Genomic DNA, 16,752 nt, shown 5'->3' with positions numbered 1-16,752 from the left:
GGTGAATGCGTTCGTAATCGGCGAAGCGGCCCAGGATGCCGCCGACCGGATCATCTACAACAAGGCGACCGGCGATCTGTTCTACGATGCAGATGGAACGGGTTCCGTCGCTGCGGTGAAATTTGCCGAACTCGATGCCGGGCTTGCACTGACGCGATGGGACTTTCTTGTTTTGTAAACATCGGGAGCGTAGCCCGGCAGCCCCCCAGTGGCATTGCCTCTGCCAGCCATCCACTCTTCAAGTGTTGGCTGTGGTCCGCCTTTTGTTGACGTCTAACCGACGTCCAAAGCACGAGCGGCGCGGATCAGTGTAGAAATCTCGCGTCGTCTAGCGATACTCTCTGTCGTATAGCGTCCGTGCTTAAATGAGTTCCGATTGCCCTTCGGTGCTCCTGGCGAGGGACCGCCGTGCATTCGGCATCTACCGTTCGCCATCGCTGGCGACTGGCACGGCTTCCCGCTCCGCGTTCGCGCTCCGCAACGTTTCGCCCGGTGCATATCCAAGTGCATGGGGTTGTCTCTCCGATTTGGTCCGTGCCCCACCCGCTGCCAAGGGCGTGGTTCCTGGCCTCCGACCTTTGATCTGCATCAACCATGGCGCTGAGCATCGCTGCTATTTTAATACCTACTGAAACCGCCTTCCGGCCCGAGGCAATGTCCATGGCGACAATCGTTGGAACGAACAGCGGCGAAACGTTGGACGGCACTGCGCTCGATGATGTGATCTGGGGCCTTGGTGGGGATGACATTCTGAATGGCGCCCTTGGCAACGATAGACTCATCGGCGGCATCGGAGATGACATTCTCAACGGCGACGACGGCAATGATCGTTTCGACGTCGACAGCGCGGATGATGTCGTCAACGAGGCGGCGGGGCAAGGCGATGACCGGATTTATGCGAGTGTTACCTATGGGCTGAAGTTCGGCTCCTCGGTCGAGATTCTGACCACCGCGGACAACCGTGGCACCGCGGCGATCAACCTCACAGGCAACGCCTTCAATAACGTCCTGCAGGGCAACGATGGCGACAATATTCTCGACGGCGGGGACGGCAACGACCGCTTGAACGGGCTTGGCGGTGCAGACATCCTGAACGGTGGCGGCGGCAACGATAGGCTTTTTGGCGGCACCGGAACCGACTCGATGAACGGCGGCATCGGCGACGATCTTTATTACATCGACAATGCGAACGACATCGTCAACGAAAACGGGGGTGAAGGAAGCGACCGAATCTATGCAAGCGTCAGTTATGTGCTGCAGGCCGGCCGCTCGGTGGAGATTCTGACGACCGACAACAACAACGGTATTGCCGTGATCGACCTTACCGGCAACGAATTCAACAACCTCCTGCAAGGCAACGCCGCTGACAACATCCTCAACGGCGGCGCCGGCAACGACACCTTGAACGGGTTTGGCGGCGACGACACCCTGAACGGCGGCGATGGCAATGACACGCTGTTCGGCAAAGAGGGTGCCGATACGATGAACGGTGGCAGCGGCGACGACCGATATTTCGTCGATAGTGCGGACGACATCGTCAATGAAGCAGCCGGCCAAGGTGCCGACCGAGTGATTGCAAGTGTTAGTTATGCACTACGGTCCGGCGCCTCAGTAGAAACCTTGATGACCGATCGTGAGGGCGTGAGCGCGGCAATCAATCTCACCGGTAACGAATTAAACAACGTGCTGAGGGGCAACGTCGGAGTCAACGTCCTCACAGGCGGTGGCGGCAACGACGAACTCCAGGGCCTTGCCGGCAACGATATCTTGAACGGAGGCGACGGAAACGACCTCATCTACGGCGGCGCCGGCACCGACACGCTCAATGGCGGCGCCGGGCGCGACTGGCTGGATGGGGGAAAATTCTACGACACCATGAACGGCGGTACTGGCGACGACTCTTATATCATCGGGCATCACGACGAAGATATCGTAAACGAAGCGCGAGGCGAAGGATTTGACGTCGTCTATGTAGATTCGAGCTATACGTTGACGCCCGGCAGCGAGATTGAAGAGCTCACGCTTTATCAAGGTTTCGCTACGTTTAGCGCACTGGAACTTGTAGGCAATGATTTTGGCCAGCGTATACTCGGCAGTCTGGGGGACGATACCCTTGATGGCCGTGGCGGCAATGACACCTTGGTGAGTGGCGACGGGCTGGATACAGTTTTGGGCGGCGCCGGCAATGACCGCCTCGAAACGATCCTGAACCGGGACAATTCCATCCTGAATGGCGGCTCTGGAGACGACACGTTCTATTTCACCGGCTCGCTCGGCGACGCCATTGTTCGAATCGAAGATTTCAATCCGGGCGTCGATACGTTTGAACTTGAGAATGCGGATACATTTTCGCGTCTCAACGAAGGCCATCTCTCTGCCGATGCATTCATTGTGGGCGCCACGGCACAGGATTCAAATGACCGCATCATCTACAATTCCGCCACAGGCGCTTTGAGCTACGATCCGGATGGCACCGGCGCGGCGGCTGCCGTCCAATTTGCGACCCTCACAAACATCGCGAGCCTCACGAATGGCGATTTTCTAGTGGTGTAACCACTTGTCATTCTTGACGTGTTAGCGGCGCCCCGCCTCAATGTTGACGTCTAGCCGACGTCCAAGGCACGAGCGGCGCGGATCAGTGCAGAAATCTCGCGTCGCCTGGCGATGTTTTCCGCCGTACAGCGTCCGTGCTTGACTGCATTCCGGTTGCCCTTTGGTGCTCCCGGTGACGGTCCGCCATGCATTCGGCATCTACCGTTCGCCATCGCTGGCGACTGGCACGGCTTCCCGCTCCGCGTTCGCGCTTCGCACCGTTTCGCCCGGTGCATATTGCAGCCGTTTCGAGCGAGCCCATTCAAATTCAGCTTCAAACCGTCCTGCAAGCAAACCCGTTCGCGGGGTCGCGGCATCCTGTTCCCTTTCCGGCGGTTCGCTCGCTACAGCGCACCTTGGGGGCGCGCTTCGCTCACCGCCTTATTGCCTATGGTAAACTATATGTGTGCCTTGGATTGATACCGCAAACACCGGCCTTCGAAGTGTCACGGTATCAATCGGAGGCCCCGCAAGGCTGTTTTCAACCCGTCTCATGCCGCACGCTGGCTCTGATTTGATACCGCGACGGGATATTTTGATACCGCGCTTTGTTTTTCGCGCCCCCACCGCATGAAGGCTTTGCTTGCGAGTTCGCCGGTCACGTCGCAGGTGTGAAAGGTCAGGCGCCATTCGCTTGCGTGAGGAGACTTCCGGCTAAAGGCGCCCTTGCTCACAAGCTCGATGAAACTGCGTTCCTGGAGTTCGGCAAAGGCACGCTGGGCCGTTCCGCGCGCAATGTTGCACCGCTCGGAAGCTCGGCGAACGGATAAGCCAAGCTGGCCGTTGTTCCTGCCCTTGTAGAGCCTTGAAACTTCGATGAGCAGCGCCCGCGCCGGGCAACTGAGGGAAAGATATGCCGGCGACGTCAGGAGCCAGTTATATAGGCGAACATGCGGCGCATCGATCCGCTTGTTCCTTTTAGGGCGTATCTGCATGACCACCCTCCACACGGGCCAGAACCCCGTTCGTGATTGTTCGCGGCATCGAACAGGGTCGGAGTGCGGGCGGGGCCAAAGCCCCGCCAGTGACGATTTCTGGGCCAGCAATCGCTATCACGACTTGCCGCCTTCCTTTTCGAGGATGGTAATCAAGCTCCGCAACACATAACGGGCGTGCTGCCCGGAGAAGGGACCGCCGTGCTCTTCCCGAATCGTCTCAATGACAATCCCGGCCTTGCGCAGCTTGTGGACGTAGCCGCTCCAGCGCGGTCCCGGGTTATCGATCGGAGTGCAGCCGTTGTCATTTGCGGCCTTCATCCAAGCAAGGGCCAGATCGTTAGCGAGTTCCTGCGAAATTTCATCTCGGCGGTAGTCGCCCGGCTGAAAGTCGGACCGCTCCGCCGCCAATCTTGTCAGTAACGTTAGTCTAGAAATATCCCAAACAAGTCGTTCCGGCGAAATTTTCCGGTATTGCTCGCGCTCTTTATCCGATGCCTTCATTGCAACCTTGAGACCACGAGCAATTTCGTGGGCATTTCCCTTCGCCTGAGTCGAAGGTGTCCTGTTTGCCCTCATGCTGGACATGAAGACTATCTCCAGGAAGTACGAAAGTTCCCCCCATTCAGCAATTTGCTGCAGGAAACTTTGCGCCCGACCTAGCGCGTTTTCAGCGCTTATCAATAGGCGCTTTGCACGTTTTCGGTCAAACGCCGGTTTGTTGGCGCACCTATTTTCATAGATGGAAATCGCAATCAGCGCGTTCTCGAGGAATCTTTCCAAGCTCGTTGGCATTCCGTTGAACTGTACGTTCTGAACGTAGTCTTGAATGGCTTCAGAAAGGGCACCTATTATTTTTTCCTCGCGGTCTGGCGGAAATCGCAAAGCGCGATTTGTTTTTGGATCTATAGGGAACACCGCGCTGAAACGGCCGGGCTGGAATTGCGGAAGCTTTTCAAGCTCACCCGGCGGCGTCTTCCTGCCCTTCCGCGTGTTGCCGCTACGCCCCATGGGGGGCTCGCAGCGAAACGACATTAATGTTGGCCCGAGGCTCGCAATAGTTGGCCCATGCTTCCATCAGCCTACGGCGCTTCTCCAATGCATCGCTCCGCCGGTAGGCTTGCTCTGCTTTGTCTCCGATGACGTGCGCCAGCGCAGTCTCGACGACCTCGCGAGGGAAGCTGGAAACGTTGCCGGCCCAATCCCGGAAGCTGGAACGGAAGCCGTGCACCGTCGCTTCCTCAACCTTCATCCGCCGCAAGACCATTTCCATTGCCATGTTGGACAGTGGCTTGTTGCGGGTCTGCCCGGCAAAAACGAAATCGCCGGCCTTGAGCTTTTCCAGCTGGTGCAGGATTGCGATGGCTCGCGACGACAGTGGAACGCGATGCTCCCGGCCCGCCTTCATTCGGGCGGCGGGCACTGTCCAGATTTTCTTTTCAAAGTCGATTTCCGACCACCGCATTCCCAGGATTTCGCCGGAGCGTGCGGCGGTGAGAATGCATAGCTCCAGCGCCAGCGCCGAATCGGCTTCCCGCTCTCGCAGGCTGGCGATGAAGGAGGCCACGTCGTCATAGGGCATAGCGGCATGATGGCCACGAGCCAGTTTCGACGGGCGCGGCAAAAGGTGATCCAGATGCCCCCGCCACCGGGCGGGGTTCTCACCCTCACGGAATCCCTTGGCCTTTGCCGCGTCCAGCACCTTCTCAATCCGCCCGCGTACCCGTGAGGCGGTTTCGGCCTTAGTCGTCCAGATGGGCTTGAGAACCGTCAGAACGTCATCGGTGGCGATGGTGTCCACCGGCTTGGCGCGCAAAGGGGCGGCATAGGTTTCAAGCGTTGATTTCCATTGCGCCTTGTGCTTCTCGTTTCGGAAACCGGCGGAAAGGGCTTCCCGCACGTCATCCGCCATCTCGCCAAAAGTGGGAATGCCGCCGTCGCGCCTGCGCACATCAATCGGGTTCAGGCCTTGGGCAATCTTACGGCGGGCGCTGGCGGCCTTCTCGCGGGCGTCGGCAAGGGGAACGCTGGCCGCGCTACCAAGCCCCATCTCTTTGGCCCGGCTGCGCCAGGTGAACCGCAGAACCCATTTGCGGGCTCCAGTTTCCGAAACGATCAAATAGAGATTGCCGCCGTCGCTGTATTTGCCCGGCTTGGCAGTTTCGACTTTCCGCGCGGTGAGTTTGCTGGCCATGTCCGTCCCCAATCCGGTCCCCAACTGAGTCCCCAAAAATAGCACGGCTTGGGGCGGACGGAAATAGACGGTGGCGAGCAAGAGCGAAGATATGGCCTATAATTATAGGCGATTTCAAATCACTGGCGGATGCCGGCGAACATTGACAATTGATAGTTCGTCGGACACTCTCTCCGCCACCCGCCTTCGCTAGCGCTTCGGCGCGGCGAGCGCTAGCGAAGGCGGGTGCCGCGCCATAGCTGCGTAGCAGCGACGGCGGGCTGGTTCGAACCTTCTCCCTCCTCTCCGCCATGTCCGGGCGTCAGTTCGGTCGGACCGTTCTGGGGCCACGCATCAGTGAACCAAACCCCCAATCTCGCCGAACTCGACAAGCTCAAGACGCGCATTCAGGCGTTGCGCGCCAAGACCATCGACAATGGCTGTACCGAAGAGGAAGCGCTGTCGGCTGCGGCCAAGGTCGCCGAGATGCTCGATCGCTACGATCTGTCGCTGACCGACATCGACCTTCGCAAGGCGCCTTGCGCGCGGCGCGCCTATGAGACCTGGCGCAAGAAGCGAATCCCGCTCGACGACTGCATCGGCGCCATCGCGAATTTCTGCGGTTGCCGGGTCTGGCGCGAGAAGAATCAGGCAGGCGAGAACCGGTATGTCTTCTTCGGCCTCCGCTCCGATATCGAGGTCGCGCACTATTTGGCCGAGCTGATCGACGCCGCGGTCCGCTCCGAACTCGGCCGCTACAAGACCACGCCAGGCTATCGCCGATTCCAGCACAATCAGCGGCATCTGGCCAACGCCTCGTTCGCGCTGGGAATGGTCGCGTCCATCGCGGAGAAGCTGACGGCGATGAAGGCCGCCCGCGATCAGGTGAATCAAGGCACCGGGCGCGGGCTCGTCGTCCTCAAGGCTTCGATCGTCGATGACGAGTTCGGCAAGCTCGGCCTGAATTTGCGGGCGGCGCGCAGCACCGGGCGCACGGTGTCCATGACAGCCTACGAAGCCGGCGGCGTCGCCGGCGCGTCATTGGCCATCAATCCCGCGGTAGGAGGGTCCGCGGATTGAGGGTCATGCCGGCGTGAAGGAGATCACGCCCGTGGCGCTGACGTCGCGTGTCAGTCTGCCGGTCGATGCAAGCATGTTGAGATGGGCCAGCGACTCGCCGAAGGCCTGGCGCGGGTTGTCGTAGAGCGCACGCGAAAACACTTCCTGCGCGATCGCAAACGCCGTGGTTTGGCCGGCGATGGCGGACGCCACGTCATCGAGCCGCGCCAGGTGATGCTCGCGCAGCTGAGCCAGCCGTGTATGCAGCCCGCGAAACGGCAGACCGTGTGACGGCAGCACCAGTGTATCCGCCGGCAACGCTTCCAGCCGCGTCAGCGACTCGAGGTATTCCTTCATCGGGTTGGCCTCCGGCTGCGCTGACGGCACCATCACCGATGGCGTCATATGCGACAGAACCTGATCGCCCGTGATCAGGATATTGTCGTTCTCGCAATGGAACGACGCATGTTCAGGCGAATGCCCGCCCGCTGTGATCACCCGCCACTCGCGTTGCCCCATGGCGATCAGATCGCCGTCCCGGATACGAATGAATTCGCGCGGCGGCCGCAGGCCGAGGTATTTCGACCGGCGCTGCGCGGCCATGATCCCTGCGGTGTCGCCGTCCGATGCGCCGTTCTGCTTCATGAACGCGGCAAGCTGCTCGTCCGGAGCTTCCTCGCGCTCATGCCACATCTTCCAGCCATTGAGCCATTCGGCCAACGGCAGGCGCACCGTGCATTTCGATTCCTTCACCAGATAACTGGCAAAGCCGAAGTGATCGAGATGGGCATGTGTGAAGGTCAGGTTCTGCAACGGGCGGCTGCGCAGCAGTCCACGCCAAAGCTTGTCCCAGATCTCGAAAACGTCGTCGGTGTTCATGCCGCAGTCGACCAGCGTCCATCCGGGGCCGTTGTCGAGCAGCCAGCAATTGACGTGATTGGGTGCTCTCGGCACCGGTAGTCGTACCCAGAACAGCCCGGGCAAGACGTCCGTCAATTCGCCGTAGGCCGGCGGACGCTGGACCGTGAATTGCAGATCGTCGGACATTTGGTACCCCGGCCGCGTCCGCCAGCTTACGGAATTTCCGCGGGCCATCAACGTCAACGAGGTTGTTCGTAGCGTAAAGGTGGGCTGAAACAGCAGAAATATTCCACGTCAGGCTTGAGGAGAGGCGGTTTTTGCTAGAACGTGCCGTCTCGCCTCCCGGGCTCCGGTCCCGGACGGCGGCTCCCGAGGTCGTTGGGCAAGAATAATAATGGACGCACTTAACCCCCGATCCGGGCTCAAGCCGGAATCCGATCTGGCGCAAAGCCTGGACCGGCGAGCCCATCGCAATCTCCTGCTCCTTGCCTGCTGTCAGGCCGTCGGCCAATCCTGCAACACCATGATGTTCGCGGCGACCGGGCTGTCGGTCATCACCTTCTATCATCGCCCCGATCTCGCCAACCTGCCGGTGACGATGCAGCACATCGGCGTGATGATCTGGGTGTTCCCGGCCGCGCTGCTGATGCAGCGGGTCGGCCGCAGCATCGGCTTTCGCGTCGGCTCGTTGTTCGGCATGACGGGCGCAAGCGTCATGTGCCTCGGACTCTATACCGGCAACTTCCTCGTCATGTGTGTCGGCGGCCTCGTCCTGGGCTATGCGGTGGCCTGCCTGCAGATGTACCGCTTCGCCGCGGCCGAACTGGTCCCGATTCATTACCGCGCCAAGGCGATTTCGTGGGTGACTGCCGGCGGCGTGGCCGCTGCCGTGATCGGCCCCAGCATCGTGCGTGTGACCCACGATCTGGCGATGCCGCTTTACCTTGCGACCTATGCCGCCATCATCGGCCTGCATGCCATCGTCTTCACAATCATGTCGTTCATTACCTTCCCGTCGGTCGCGGCGACCGCCTCGTCGGCAGGCGAGGTGGAAGCCGCACCGCCACGGCCGCTGTGGGAAATTGCCAGCCAGCCGCGCTTCATCGCGTCGGCGATGGCCGGCATGCTGGCGTTCGGCACGATGTCGTTCCTGATGAGCGCATCGCCGCTGGCTATCGTCGGCTGCGGCTATCCGCACGCAGAAGCCCATTGGGTTATCTTCCTGCATGTCCTCGGCATGTTCGTGCCGTCGTTCTTCACCGGCAACCTGATCAACCGGTTCGGCACCACGACGGTGATGGCCTGGGGCGTCGTGCTCATGCTGGCCGGCGTCGCGGTGGCGCTCAGCGGCACAGCCGAATGGAATTTCCGGATCGCGCTTGCCGTCAATGGCGTCGGCTGGAATTTCCTGTTCGTCGGCGCGACCACGCTGGTCACGACGTGCTACCGTCCGAACGAGCGGGGCAAGGCGCAAGCGCTGAACGACCTGCTCGTTTTCAGCACCACGGCAATTTCGAGCTTCATGGCGGGCTTTCTGCAGGATCGCTGGGGTTGGCAGCCGCTCAACTGGCTTTCCGTGCTTTTGATGCTGGCAGCCGCCGTCGCGGTCCTGTGGCTTCGCTACCAGCGCCCATCGTTGAATCCCGTCAGCTAGCTCGTCGGAAGATACAGGGGCGCGGATGTCTCTTCGCTGATGCGAGCTACGCTACCTTTATGCTTGATTTGCAGATGTGCAATCAGCATGATCCGAAGTCATGTGATGCCACACGCGGTTGCTGCGATATGGCGTCGCGAGCGAGCGAACGTCCGCAAAAATGCGGCGCAATAAAAAGAAGACCTTGGGGAGGATGCCGCCGTGATCCATCGGATTTCCAGACGCGCACTGTTGGGTTCAGGTCTCCTGCTTGCCGCGCTTGCGACACAGGCCCACGCGCAATCCTCCTCCAGGACCGTGACGCTGGTGGTCCCCTACGCCGCCGGTGGCGGCACGGATACCGTCGCACGCCTGATCGGCGAGCGGATGTCGGGCGCGCTCGGCCAGACCATCATCATCGAGAACGTGATCGGTGGCGGCAGCACGCTGGCCAATGACCGTGTTGCCCGATCGACGCCTGACGGCTCCACGATCCTGATCAATCACGTCGCGCTGCTGGCGGCGCCCAGCCTGTTCACCAACCTGCGCTACGATACCAAAACTGCATTCGAGCCGGTCGGCCTCGTCAACAACGCTCCGATGGTCCTGATCGGCCGCAAGACGATTCCAGGTAAGGAGCCGAAGGATTTCGTCGCCTGGATCAAGGCGCAGGGCGACAAGGCGAACTTCGCGCATGGCGGTATCGGGACGAACAGTCATTTGTGCGCCGTGATGATGGGCAACGTGCTCGGCTTCAAACCGACGGTCGTGGCCTATCGCGGGTCAGCTCCGGCCATCGGCGATCTGCTGGCGGGGCAGATCGATCTTTTGTGGGATCAGGTGACCAACGCACTGCCGCAGATTCAGGCCGGAACGCTTCACGGCATCGCCATTACGTCGCCGAAACGGCTCGAGCAATTGAAGGACGTGCCGACCACCGCCGAGCTCGGCATGCCCGAGGTCAGCTATACGATGTGGCATGGGCTCTATGTCGCGAAGGGCACGCCGAAGGAGGCCATCGGCACGCTGAATGCGGCGCTGCGCAAGGCGCTGGCCGATCCGGTCCTGCTGGAAAAGCTGACGCAGCTCGGAACCCTGCCATTCCCGGATAGCGAATTGACGCCTGAAGCGCATGCCCGCCTGTTCGCCTCCGACCTGCCACGGGTGGCGAAGCTGGTCGAAAGCTCGGGGATCAAGGCGAGCGAAGCGAAGTAGGGCCTCGCCCGCGATGCGGCAGTCTTCGCGCCGGTGGGCTGCGGGTGGCACGCCGTCTCATCCGTGAGGGCGCGGCTGCCAGAAATCGCCGCGGCTATTGCAATACAGGCTCGGTGCAAACCGTGCCGGCGTAAAGAGGGCGGCCGTCAATGGTCCGCCGAAACAGGCTCCAGTGTCCAGATTCAGCCGATTGGACCTCAGGTCGGGCAATCCCGACTTTGTCGGGGTGTGTCCGTGAACCACCATCGCGCCGTAGTCGTCGTCGCACGACAGGAATGGCTCGCGTATCCAGAGCAGGTCCTTCTCGGACTGGTCCGCGACGGAAACGCCGGGCCGGACTCCCGCGTGCACGTAAAGCCGTTTGCGATCGGAAAACGTCAGTGGAAGCGCTTTCATCCACGCCAGATGATCGGCAGGGAGTGCGCCGGGATCGCTGATGCCGTAGCTGTCGAGGGTCTGTTCGCCGCCATTTGCCCACCAATCCATCAGATCTCGGTCCGAGCGGTCCGCGTCGGCGGCGGCGATCAGCATCGCCTCGTGATTGCCGCGCAGACAAATGAAGCGGGACGGCTCGTGGAGCTGATTTTCAATCAGGAAGTCGATCACCCTCCTGGCGTCCGGTCCGCGGTCGATATAATCGCCAAGAAAGACAAAACGTGCTTTTTCCCCCTCGCTCAACAGGTCGCATGCCGCAATGACGGATTCCAGCTTGTCAAAGCAACCATGAACGTCGCCGACGGCGACTGTAACCGAATTGACCATCGAGCGAGTCCGTAACGAATTCCGGTCAAGTGACACGACCGGTCAGCCGAATGCGAGATAAATATTTTTCCGGAATATTCCATAACGTGTAAATTTCTCGGGCGTCGTTTGAATCTATGCTGATCCGGAAGCCGACCAAAGCGCTGCTTGTCGTGTCGATCGGCAAGCAATATCGTCGCGGCAACCCTCCGGCCTGCATTGGGATTTTCGGCGCTAGGGAATTAGGGATTTTGATTGCGAGTAAGAATTCATCGCGGAACGCGGGAAATTGGTGGCACATGCATCGAAGTGGAAAGCGCGGGTCACCGAATTCTGCTCGACCTCGGGCTGCCCCTGAATGCGCCGGATCTGGTGTCCACGCCGCTTCCTGACGTCAAGGGGTTGAGCGGAGAGGATCCAGGCCTTCTCGCCATCGTGCTTTCGCATGGCCACCGGGACCATTGGGGGCTGGTGCCCAAGGCAGGCAATCGGGTTCCCTTGGTTATGGGGAAGGCGACGGAGCGCATCATCCGGGCGGCGGCCGACTTTGTGCCGGACGCGGTCGCCTTGAATGCGGCGCAATATCTCGAGCATGGCAAACCGCTTCAGGTTGGTCCTTTCGTCATCACGCCGCGTTTGGTCGATCACTCCGGCTTCGATGCCTACGCCATGGAAGTCGAGGCGGGCGGCAAGCGGATATTTTATTCCGGCGATCTCAGGGCGCACGGCCGCAAGGGCGGCCTGTTCGAGGCGCTCATCAATCATCCGCCCCCGAACATCGATACCATGCTGATGGAAGGCTCCAGCCTGGGGCGCCTGGCCGATGACCAATCGTTCCCCTCGGAAGCCGCCCTGGAAGAAATCTTCGTTGATCGCTTCAGGGACACCGCCGGCTTGGCCCTGGTGGCTTGCTCCGCGCAAAACATCGACAGGGTGGTCACGGTATATCGCGCCGCCAAGCGGACGGGGCGTACGCTGATCGTGGATGCCTACGCGGCGGAGGTTCTGAAGGCGACCGACAAGGACAGCATCCCGAAGCCCGCTCCAGGATGGTCGAACCTGGCGGTGTTCATCCCGCAGAGCCAGCGGATCCAGCTCAAGAAGAAGAACATCGCGTCGATCGTGGGTAGCTATCGGGGATTTCGCCTGTGGCCCGAGCAGCTGGCGGAACATGCGCCGCGCTCCGTCATGCTGTTTCGCGGCTGGATGATGCGCGACCTCGATCGCGCCAGGGCGCTCGCGGGCGCCAGCGTGTTCTGGTCGCAATGGGACGGTTACCTCGGCGCCGGCAGTCCGGGGGCGGCGCTGAAAGCCGACTGCGAACGTCGCGGAATGCCGTTCGAGGTCATTCATACCTCGGGGCACGCCAGTCCGGGGGATTTGAAGCGGCTTGCCGCGGCGGTATCGCCGAAACGGCTGATTCCGATTCATACATTCGAGCGGGAGAAGTTTCCGACGCTGTTCGAGAATGTTTCAATTCATGAAGATGGCGAGTGGATAAACGTGGGCGGTCGCGATGCCGATGCGACGGGTTTCTGACCGCGCCGATTGCGTTGTTATTCCCGCAAATAGGAAATCGTTCAAGTAACTGAAAGAGCCTGATGATGAGAAGAATTTCCGATGGGTTTCTGAACGATTTGACAGAGGAAACAGGAATACTGCGAGGCCTTAAAGAGAGAGTCCGTTCCGATGACACGCTGATGCTCGCACTTCGGAACGATTCGATCGACATCTACTATCGTGGCGGTCGCATTCTGCATCTCGCGCGCAGGAACGGCTCATGTAGCTATATCGCTGGTTTTGATAGCAATTACGCCAAGCCCGGCGCTCCTTATTCCATTCCAAAGGTGCCGCCGACGATCGAGACCTCCGACCATTGCAAGGAATGGCTGAACGCGATTCCCGTACTGAAGGAGATCATGAATTTTTATCTTACAGAGCAGAGCGCAAAATTCGAACGCGAATTTCAACAGCTTGTTGCTTGGGAAAACAATCGTTCGAAACTTGCGGCCCCCACCGAATACTTCATTACGGACATTGAATATGATACGGATGTCAAATCCGACGATGGCGCCGTGAAGAAGGCGCGGCTGGATATGCTCGGCCTGAAATGGTTGAGTAAGGATCGTCAGAACAGCTCCAGCTGCGCGCCGGTGTTCATAGAAATGAAATATGGTACGGACGCCTTCGTGGGTAAGGCGGGAATTGCGGACCATATCGCCGATCTGAATAATATCCTGAGCAACGAGAGAACTCGATCTTCCCTCAACCAGATTATCGCCTACCAGTTCAATCAACTCGATAGGCTGGGGCTCGTCAGATTCAACAGGGCCAAAAAACATAGCGGGGTCGTTCTTACAGACAAACCGGAAGTCGTATTCCTGCTTTCGAACGTTAACCCGCGCAGCAGCGAACTTTCGAACATACTCAAACAGATTCAGGAACCGACGAGCTACAAGCTCCGCTTCTTTGTCGCCAATTTCGCCGGGTACGGGATGCACGAAGCATGCATGATGGATCTCGATACATTCTCGGATTGGGTTGGGCGTCTGACCAATTCCAAAGGAGCAGATTAGACGCGGCGTGCGTTGAGAGTTCCGTTTCTCGCCACGAACAACGAGGCGCGCTTCTCACACCACCGGCACTCGCCGCGCGGCCACCGCGGCCGGCGAGATGACGTCGATGTCGATCGGCACCCGCCAGCGTTCGGTCAAGCGCACCTTCGGCTCGGTGTTGCTGGCCGCAGCGCCTTCGATGACAAAGCCTTCGAAGCCGCCGCTCATCACCTCGTTGCATTTCTGCACATAGACCGGGAAGCCGCCGATATAGGGCATGAACACCCTGGGCCGGCCGGGGATGTTGGTGCCGACGTACCAGGAGCTGCAGGTCGAGCGTAGCGAGACCGTCGAGACCTCGGTGACGTGCTCGACCCAGGCGTCCTCGTCCTGAAGGACCGGCTCGATGGTGGCGGCCCCGACGTCGCGCAAATGGGCCATGCAGTCCGCCATCCAGTCGACATGCTGTTCGATCGCCTGGATCATGCTGGCCAGCACCGAAGGACTGCCGGGGCCGGTGATCGTGAACAGGTTCGGGAAGCCCGCTGAAGCAATCCCGAGATAGGCGCGGGGGCCGGCGCGCCATTTCTCGGCCAGTGTCAGACCGTCGCGGCCGGTGATCCTGATCTTGTCGAACGATCCGGTCATCGCGGCAAAGCCGGTGGCGCAGACCACGGCGTCCAGCGGATAGGCGACGCCATCGACCTCGATGCCATCGGCGGTGAAGCGTTCGATCGGCGTTTTCGAAACGTCGATCAGTTTGACGTGCGGCAGGTTGTAAGTCTCGAAGTAAGCGGTATCGACGCAGAGCCGCTTGCAGCCCAATACGTTGGTCGGACACAACAGATCGGCCGTGGCCGGGTCCTTCACAATCTCACGAATCTTGCGGCGGGCGAAATCGGCGATGGTGTCGTTGGCGGCCTTCTCGAACAACAGATCCCCGAAGGCGCCGAGGAACGGCAGGCCGCCGCGTTGCCAGGCTTCCTCGTACAGCTTTTCGCGCTCCTCGGGGGCGGCCTCCAGCGCCGGCTTCATGTTGAAGGGAAAATAGAAGCCGGTCGGGCGTCCGCGCGCCTTGGCGCGCAGCGCCGGATATTCGGCCTTGGCCGCCTGCAGATATTCCGGCGTGAGATGTTCGTTGCGGGCCGGCACCGACCATGTCGCGGTGCGCTGAAATACCGTAAGGTCAGCTGCCTGCTGCGCGATGATCGGGATCGACTGGATCGCCGAGGAGCCGGTGCCGATCACGCCGACGCGCAATCCCGTGAAGTCGACTCCCTGGTGCGGCCATTCGCCGGTGTGGTAGATCGGCCCGCGGAAATCCGCCATGCCCGGGAATGCCGGACGGTTGGGCGCCGACAGGCAGCCCACCGCCATGATGCAGAATTTCGCCGAGACCTTGTCGCCGCGATCGGTCTCGATGCGCCAGCACTTTTCATTCTCGTCGAAGGTCGCCGCCGTGACACGGGTGTCGAACACGATGTCGCGGCGCAGCTCGAACCGATCGGCAACATGGTTGGCGTAAGCAAGGATTTCAGGCTGCGGCGCGTACTTCTCCGACCAGTTCCACTCCTGGTCCAGCTCCTCCGAGAATGAGAAGGAGTACTGCATGCTCTCGACGTCGCAGCGCGCGCCCGGATACCGGTTCCAGTACCAGGTGCCGCCGACGCCGCTGCCGGCCTCGAACACCCGCGCCGAAAAGCCGAGCCCGCGCAGCCGATGCAGCATGTACATCCCGGCAAAGCCCGCGCCGACGATGACGGCGTCGAAAACCGTCTCCGTTTCGAGGGGCCGCTCCGGTCGGGTTTGGGCTGTGCTGGCAGTCATGGTGCGCGTCGTCTCCCGGCCGGCCGCTTGTTGCGACCTTGCGAAGCGCTACCCCAGCATTCTCCACGACCTTTTTCAATTCGTCGTTTTCGGTGGCCTCCCATGCGGCGGTAGACACGGCTGCCGCGTTGCCGGGGCCGCTAACGGAACCTATGCTGCCGCAAAACTTCTTTCCGGGAGGCACCATGATCACACCGCTCGATCCCGTCATTGCCGAGATCATTCCAAAACTGCCGCTGCGTGATCCCGAGACCATGACGCCGCAAAGCGCCCGCGATGCGCTACGCGCGCTCGCTGCTGCGCGCGCCGCGGTTCCGCCGCCGTCGGTTGCGAGCGCCATCGATACGGAAGTGAAGGGTCCGGCCGGGCCGCTTGCCGCGCGGGTCTATCGTATGTCGGATGCGAAAGCCCCGACCGTGGTGTTTTTCCACGGCGGTGGCTGGGTCGCCGGCGATCTCGAAACCCATGACCGGCAGGCCCGGCTGCTCGCGATCGAGACCGGCGCCGTGGTGGTCTCGGTGGATTACCGACGACCGCCGGAAACGCGCTTTCCCGGCGCGTTCGAGGACGCCTTCGCCGCCGTGCGCGACGTGGTCGCGCGCATCGCCGAGTTCGGCGCAGACAGCGCCCGCGTCGGCGTGGCCGGCGACAGCGCCGGCGGCAATCTGGCGGCGACGGTCGCGATCGCCTGCCGCGATGCCGGGATCGGGCTTGCCGCGCAACTGCTGGTCTATCCCGTCACCGACGTCGCCGGAGGCTTCGCGGATACAACGGAGAACGCGCGCTTTGCCTCCCGCGCGGAAAACGCCGAAGGCTATTTCCTGTCGCGTGCGGTAATGGAATGGTTTTGCGGCCATTATCTCGAAGACGCCGGGCATGGCGCGGATTGGCGGGTTTCGCCGCTGCGCGCCAAAAGCCTTGCGGGGGTAGCACCCGCGACCGTGTGCACGGCGTGGTTCGACCCCCTGCGCGACGAGGGCAAGGCCTATGCCGATGCGCTGGCCGCCGCCGGCGTCACCACGAAATATCATCATGGCCCAGGCCTGATCCACGGCTATTTCGGTCTCGGCGATGCCTCGGAAACAGCGCGAAGCGAGGCGCAACGCGCCCGCGCCGATTTCAGGGCCATGCTGGAACGGGGTGCGTAGGCCAAAAACTTTG

Annotated in this window: 14 protein-coding genes and 1 pseudogene; 7 read left to right on the top strand and 8 right to left on the bottom strand. The window is 61.0% G+C overall.

From position 1 onward, the window contains the following. Window positions 1–273 precede the first annotated feature (273 nt). Window positions 274–498: an HGGxSTG domain-containing protein gene (locus Q7T45_RS27775; RefSeq protein ID WP_304875283.1), complete on the bottom strand. Its 225-nt coding sequence runs from the start codon at window positions 496–498 to the stop codon at window positions 274–276. Between the two features lie 96 nt (window positions 499–594). On the opposite strand from Q7T45_RS27775, the gene Q7T45_RS27770 reads away from it, so the two are divergent. Further along, window positions 595–2,553, top strand: a complete 1,959-nt coding sequence (locus Q7T45_RS27770; protein ID WP_304875275.1) for a calcium-binding protein — start codon at window positions 595–597, stop codon at window positions 2,551–2,553. A gap of 50 nt (window positions 2,554–2,603) precedes the next feature. Here the strand turns inward: Q7T45_RS27770 and Q7T45_RS27765 are convergent, their stop codons facing one another. The 4 genes and pseudogenes from Q7T45_RS27765 to Q7T45_RS27750 all read right to left on the bottom strand — a co-directional run bounded on the left by Q7T45_RS27765 (window position 2,604) and on the right by Q7T45_RS27750 (window position 5,721). Continuing rightward, window positions 2,604–2,828, bottom strand: coding sequence for an HGGxSTG domain-containing protein (locus tag Q7T45_RS27765; RefSeq protein ID WP_304875281.1), 225 nt, complete (start codon window positions 2,826–2,828; stop codon window positions 2,604–2,606). Between the two features lie 255 nt (window positions 2,829–3,083). Further along, window positions 3,084–3,527 carry a hypothetical protein gene (locus Q7T45_RS27760; RefSeq protein WP_304875273.1) on the bottom strand — a complete coding sequence of 148 codons (444 nt, stop codon included), beginning with the start codon at window positions 3,525–3,527 and terminating at the stop codon, window positions 3,084–3,086. 117 nt (window positions 3,528–3,644) lie between these two features. Continuing rightward, a pseudogene (locus tag Q7T45_RS27755) lies at window positions 3,645–3,833 on the bottom strand (hypothetical protein); the annotation flags it as partial. A 694-nt stretch (window positions 3,834–4,527) separates the two neighbouring features. Then, window positions 4,528–5,721 (bottom strand): site-specific integrase, encoded by a 1,194-nt coding sequence (locus tag Q7T45_RS27750; protein WP_304875271.1) that lies wholly within the window; start codon window positions 5,719–5,721, stop codon window positions 4,528–4,530. Window positions 5,722–6,057: 336 nt separating this feature from the next. Here Q7T45_RS27750 and Q7T45_RS27745 point away from each other — a divergent pair, with 336 nt between their 5' ends. After that, window positions 6,058–6,780: a DUF2786 domain-containing protein gene (locus Q7T45_RS27745; protein WP_304875269.1), complete on the top strand. Its 723-nt coding sequence runs from the start codon at window positions 6,058–6,060 to the stop codon at window positions 6,778–6,780. 3 nt (window positions 6,781–6,783) lie between these two features. Here Q7T45_RS27745 and Q7T45_RS27740 read toward each other — a convergent pair whose 3' ends face one another. Next, on the bottom strand, window positions 6,784–7,806 hold the full coding sequence (locus tag Q7T45_RS27740) for an MBL fold metallo-hydrolase (protein ID WP_304875267.1): 1,023 nt from the start codon (window positions 7,804–7,806) through the stop codon (window positions 6,784–6,786). A 208-nt stretch (window positions 7,807–8,014) separates the two neighbouring features. Here Q7T45_RS27740 and Q7T45_RS27735 point away from each other — a divergent pair, with 208 nt between their 5' ends. Beyond that, on the top strand, window positions 8,015–9,274 hold the full coding sequence (locus Q7T45_RS27735) for an MFS transporter (protein ID WP_304875266.1): 1,260 nt from the start codon (window positions 8,015–8,017) through the stop codon (window positions 9,272–9,274). Window positions 9,275–9,505: 231 nt separating this feature from the next. After that, window positions 9,506–10,468, top strand: coding sequence for a tripartite tricarboxylate transporter substrate-binding protein (locus Q7T45_RS27730; protein ID WP_304875264.1), 963 nt, complete (start codon window positions 9,506–9,508; stop codon window positions 10,466–10,468). A gap of 57 nt (window positions 10,469–10,525) precedes the next feature. Here the strand turns inward: Q7T45_RS27730 and Q7T45_RS27725 are convergent, their stop codons facing one another. Beyond that, the gene (locus Q7T45_RS27725) at window positions 10,526–11,230 is read right to left on the bottom strand and encodes a metallophosphoesterase family protein (protein ID WP_304875263.1); all 705 of its coding nucleotides are present in this window, start codon (window positions 11,228–11,230) and stop codon (window positions 10,526–10,528) included. A 288-nt stretch (window positions 11,231–11,518) separates the two neighbouring features. Between Q7T45_RS27725 and Q7T45_RS27720 the strand changes: the two genes are divergently transcribed. Next, a complete protein-coding gene (locus Q7T45_RS27720) occupies window positions 11,519–12,748 on the top strand; it encodes an MBL fold metallo-hydrolase (protein WP_304875262.1) in 1,230 nt (409 codons plus the stop codon). 62 nt (window positions 12,749–12,810) lie between these two features. Then, on the top strand, window positions 12,811–13,785 hold the full coding sequence (locus Q7T45_RS27715) for a hypothetical protein (RefSeq protein WP_304875261.1): 975 nt from the start codon (window positions 12,811–12,813) through the stop codon (window positions 13,783–13,785). A gap of 54 nt (window positions 13,786–13,839) precedes the next feature. Here Q7T45_RS27715 and Q7T45_RS27710 read toward each other — a convergent pair whose 3' ends face one another. Beyond that, complete coding sequence (locus Q7T45_RS27710; RefSeq protein ID WP_304875260.1) at window positions 13,840–15,591, bottom strand: NAD(P)/FAD-dependent oxidoreductase; 1,752 nt, start codon at window positions 15,589–15,591, stop codon at window positions 13,840–13,842. Window positions 15,592–15,776: 185 nt separating this feature from the next. On the opposite strand from Q7T45_RS27710, the gene Q7T45_RS27705 reads away from it, so the two are divergent. Continuing rightward, complete coding sequence (locus Q7T45_RS27705) at window positions 15,777–16,739, top strand: alpha/beta hydrolase (RefSeq protein ID WP_304875259.1); 963 nt, start codon at window positions 15,777–15,779, stop codon at window positions 16,737–16,739. Window positions 16,740–16,752 lie beyond the last annotated feature (13 nt).

Source organism: Bradyrhizobium sp., from assembly GCF_030646015.1.
In the GTDB taxonomy this organism is placed as follows: domain Bacteria; phylum Pseudomonadota; class Alphaproteobacteria; order Rhizobiales; family Xanthobacteraceae; genus Bradyrhizobium.
The sequence above is the reverse complement of the archived record's forward strand: the minus strand, read 5'-3'. Positions and strand labels throughout refer to the sequence as shown.

Bases quoted from the DNA above. Each gene is read 5' to 3' on its own strand.
- Q7T45_RS27770 (WP_304875275.1), top strand. From the start codon at position 595: ATGGCGCTGAGCATCGCTGCTATTTTAATACCTACTGAAACCGCCTTC.
- Q7T45_RS27725 (WP_304875263.1), bottom strand. From the start codon at position 11,230: ATGGTCAATTCGGTTACAGTCGCCGTCGGCGACGTTCATGGTTGCTTT.
- Q7T45_RS27740 (WP_304875267.1), bottom strand. From the start codon at position 7,806: ATGTCCGACGATCTGCAATTCACGGTCCAGCGTCCGCCGGCCTACGGC.
- Q7T45_RS27765 (WP_304875281.1), bottom strand. From the start codon at position 2,828: ATGCACCGGGCGAAACGGTGCGAAGCGCGAACGCGGAGCGGGAAGCCG.
- Q7T45_RS27715 (WP_304875261.1), top strand. From the start codon at position 12,811: ATGATGAGAAGAATTTCCGATGGGTTTCTGAACGATTTGACAGAGGAA.
- Q7T45_RS27705 (WP_304875259.1), top strand. From the start codon at position 15,777: ATGATCACACCGCTCGATCCCGTCATTGCCGAGATCATTCCAAAACTG.
- Q7T45_RS27750 (WP_304875271.1), bottom strand. From the start codon at position 5,721: ATGGCCAGCAAACTCACCGCGCGGAAAGTCGAAACTGCCAAGCCGGGC.
- Q7T45_RS27775 (WP_304875283.1), bottom strand. From the start codon at position 498: ATGCACCGGGCGAAACGTTGCGGAGCGCGAACGCGGAGCGGGAAGCCG.
- Q7T45_RS27710 (WP_304875260.1), bottom strand. From the start codon at position 15,591: ATGACTGCCAGCACAGCCCAAACCCGACCGGAGCGGCCCCTCGAAACG.
- Q7T45_RS27760 (WP_304875273.1), bottom strand. From the start codon at position 3,527: ATGCAGATACGCCCTAAAAGGAACAAGCGGATCGATGCGCCGCATGTT.
- Q7T45_RS27735 (WP_304875266.1), top strand. From the start codon at position 8,015: ATGGACGCACTTAACCCCCGATCCGGGCTCAAGCCGGAATCCGATCTG.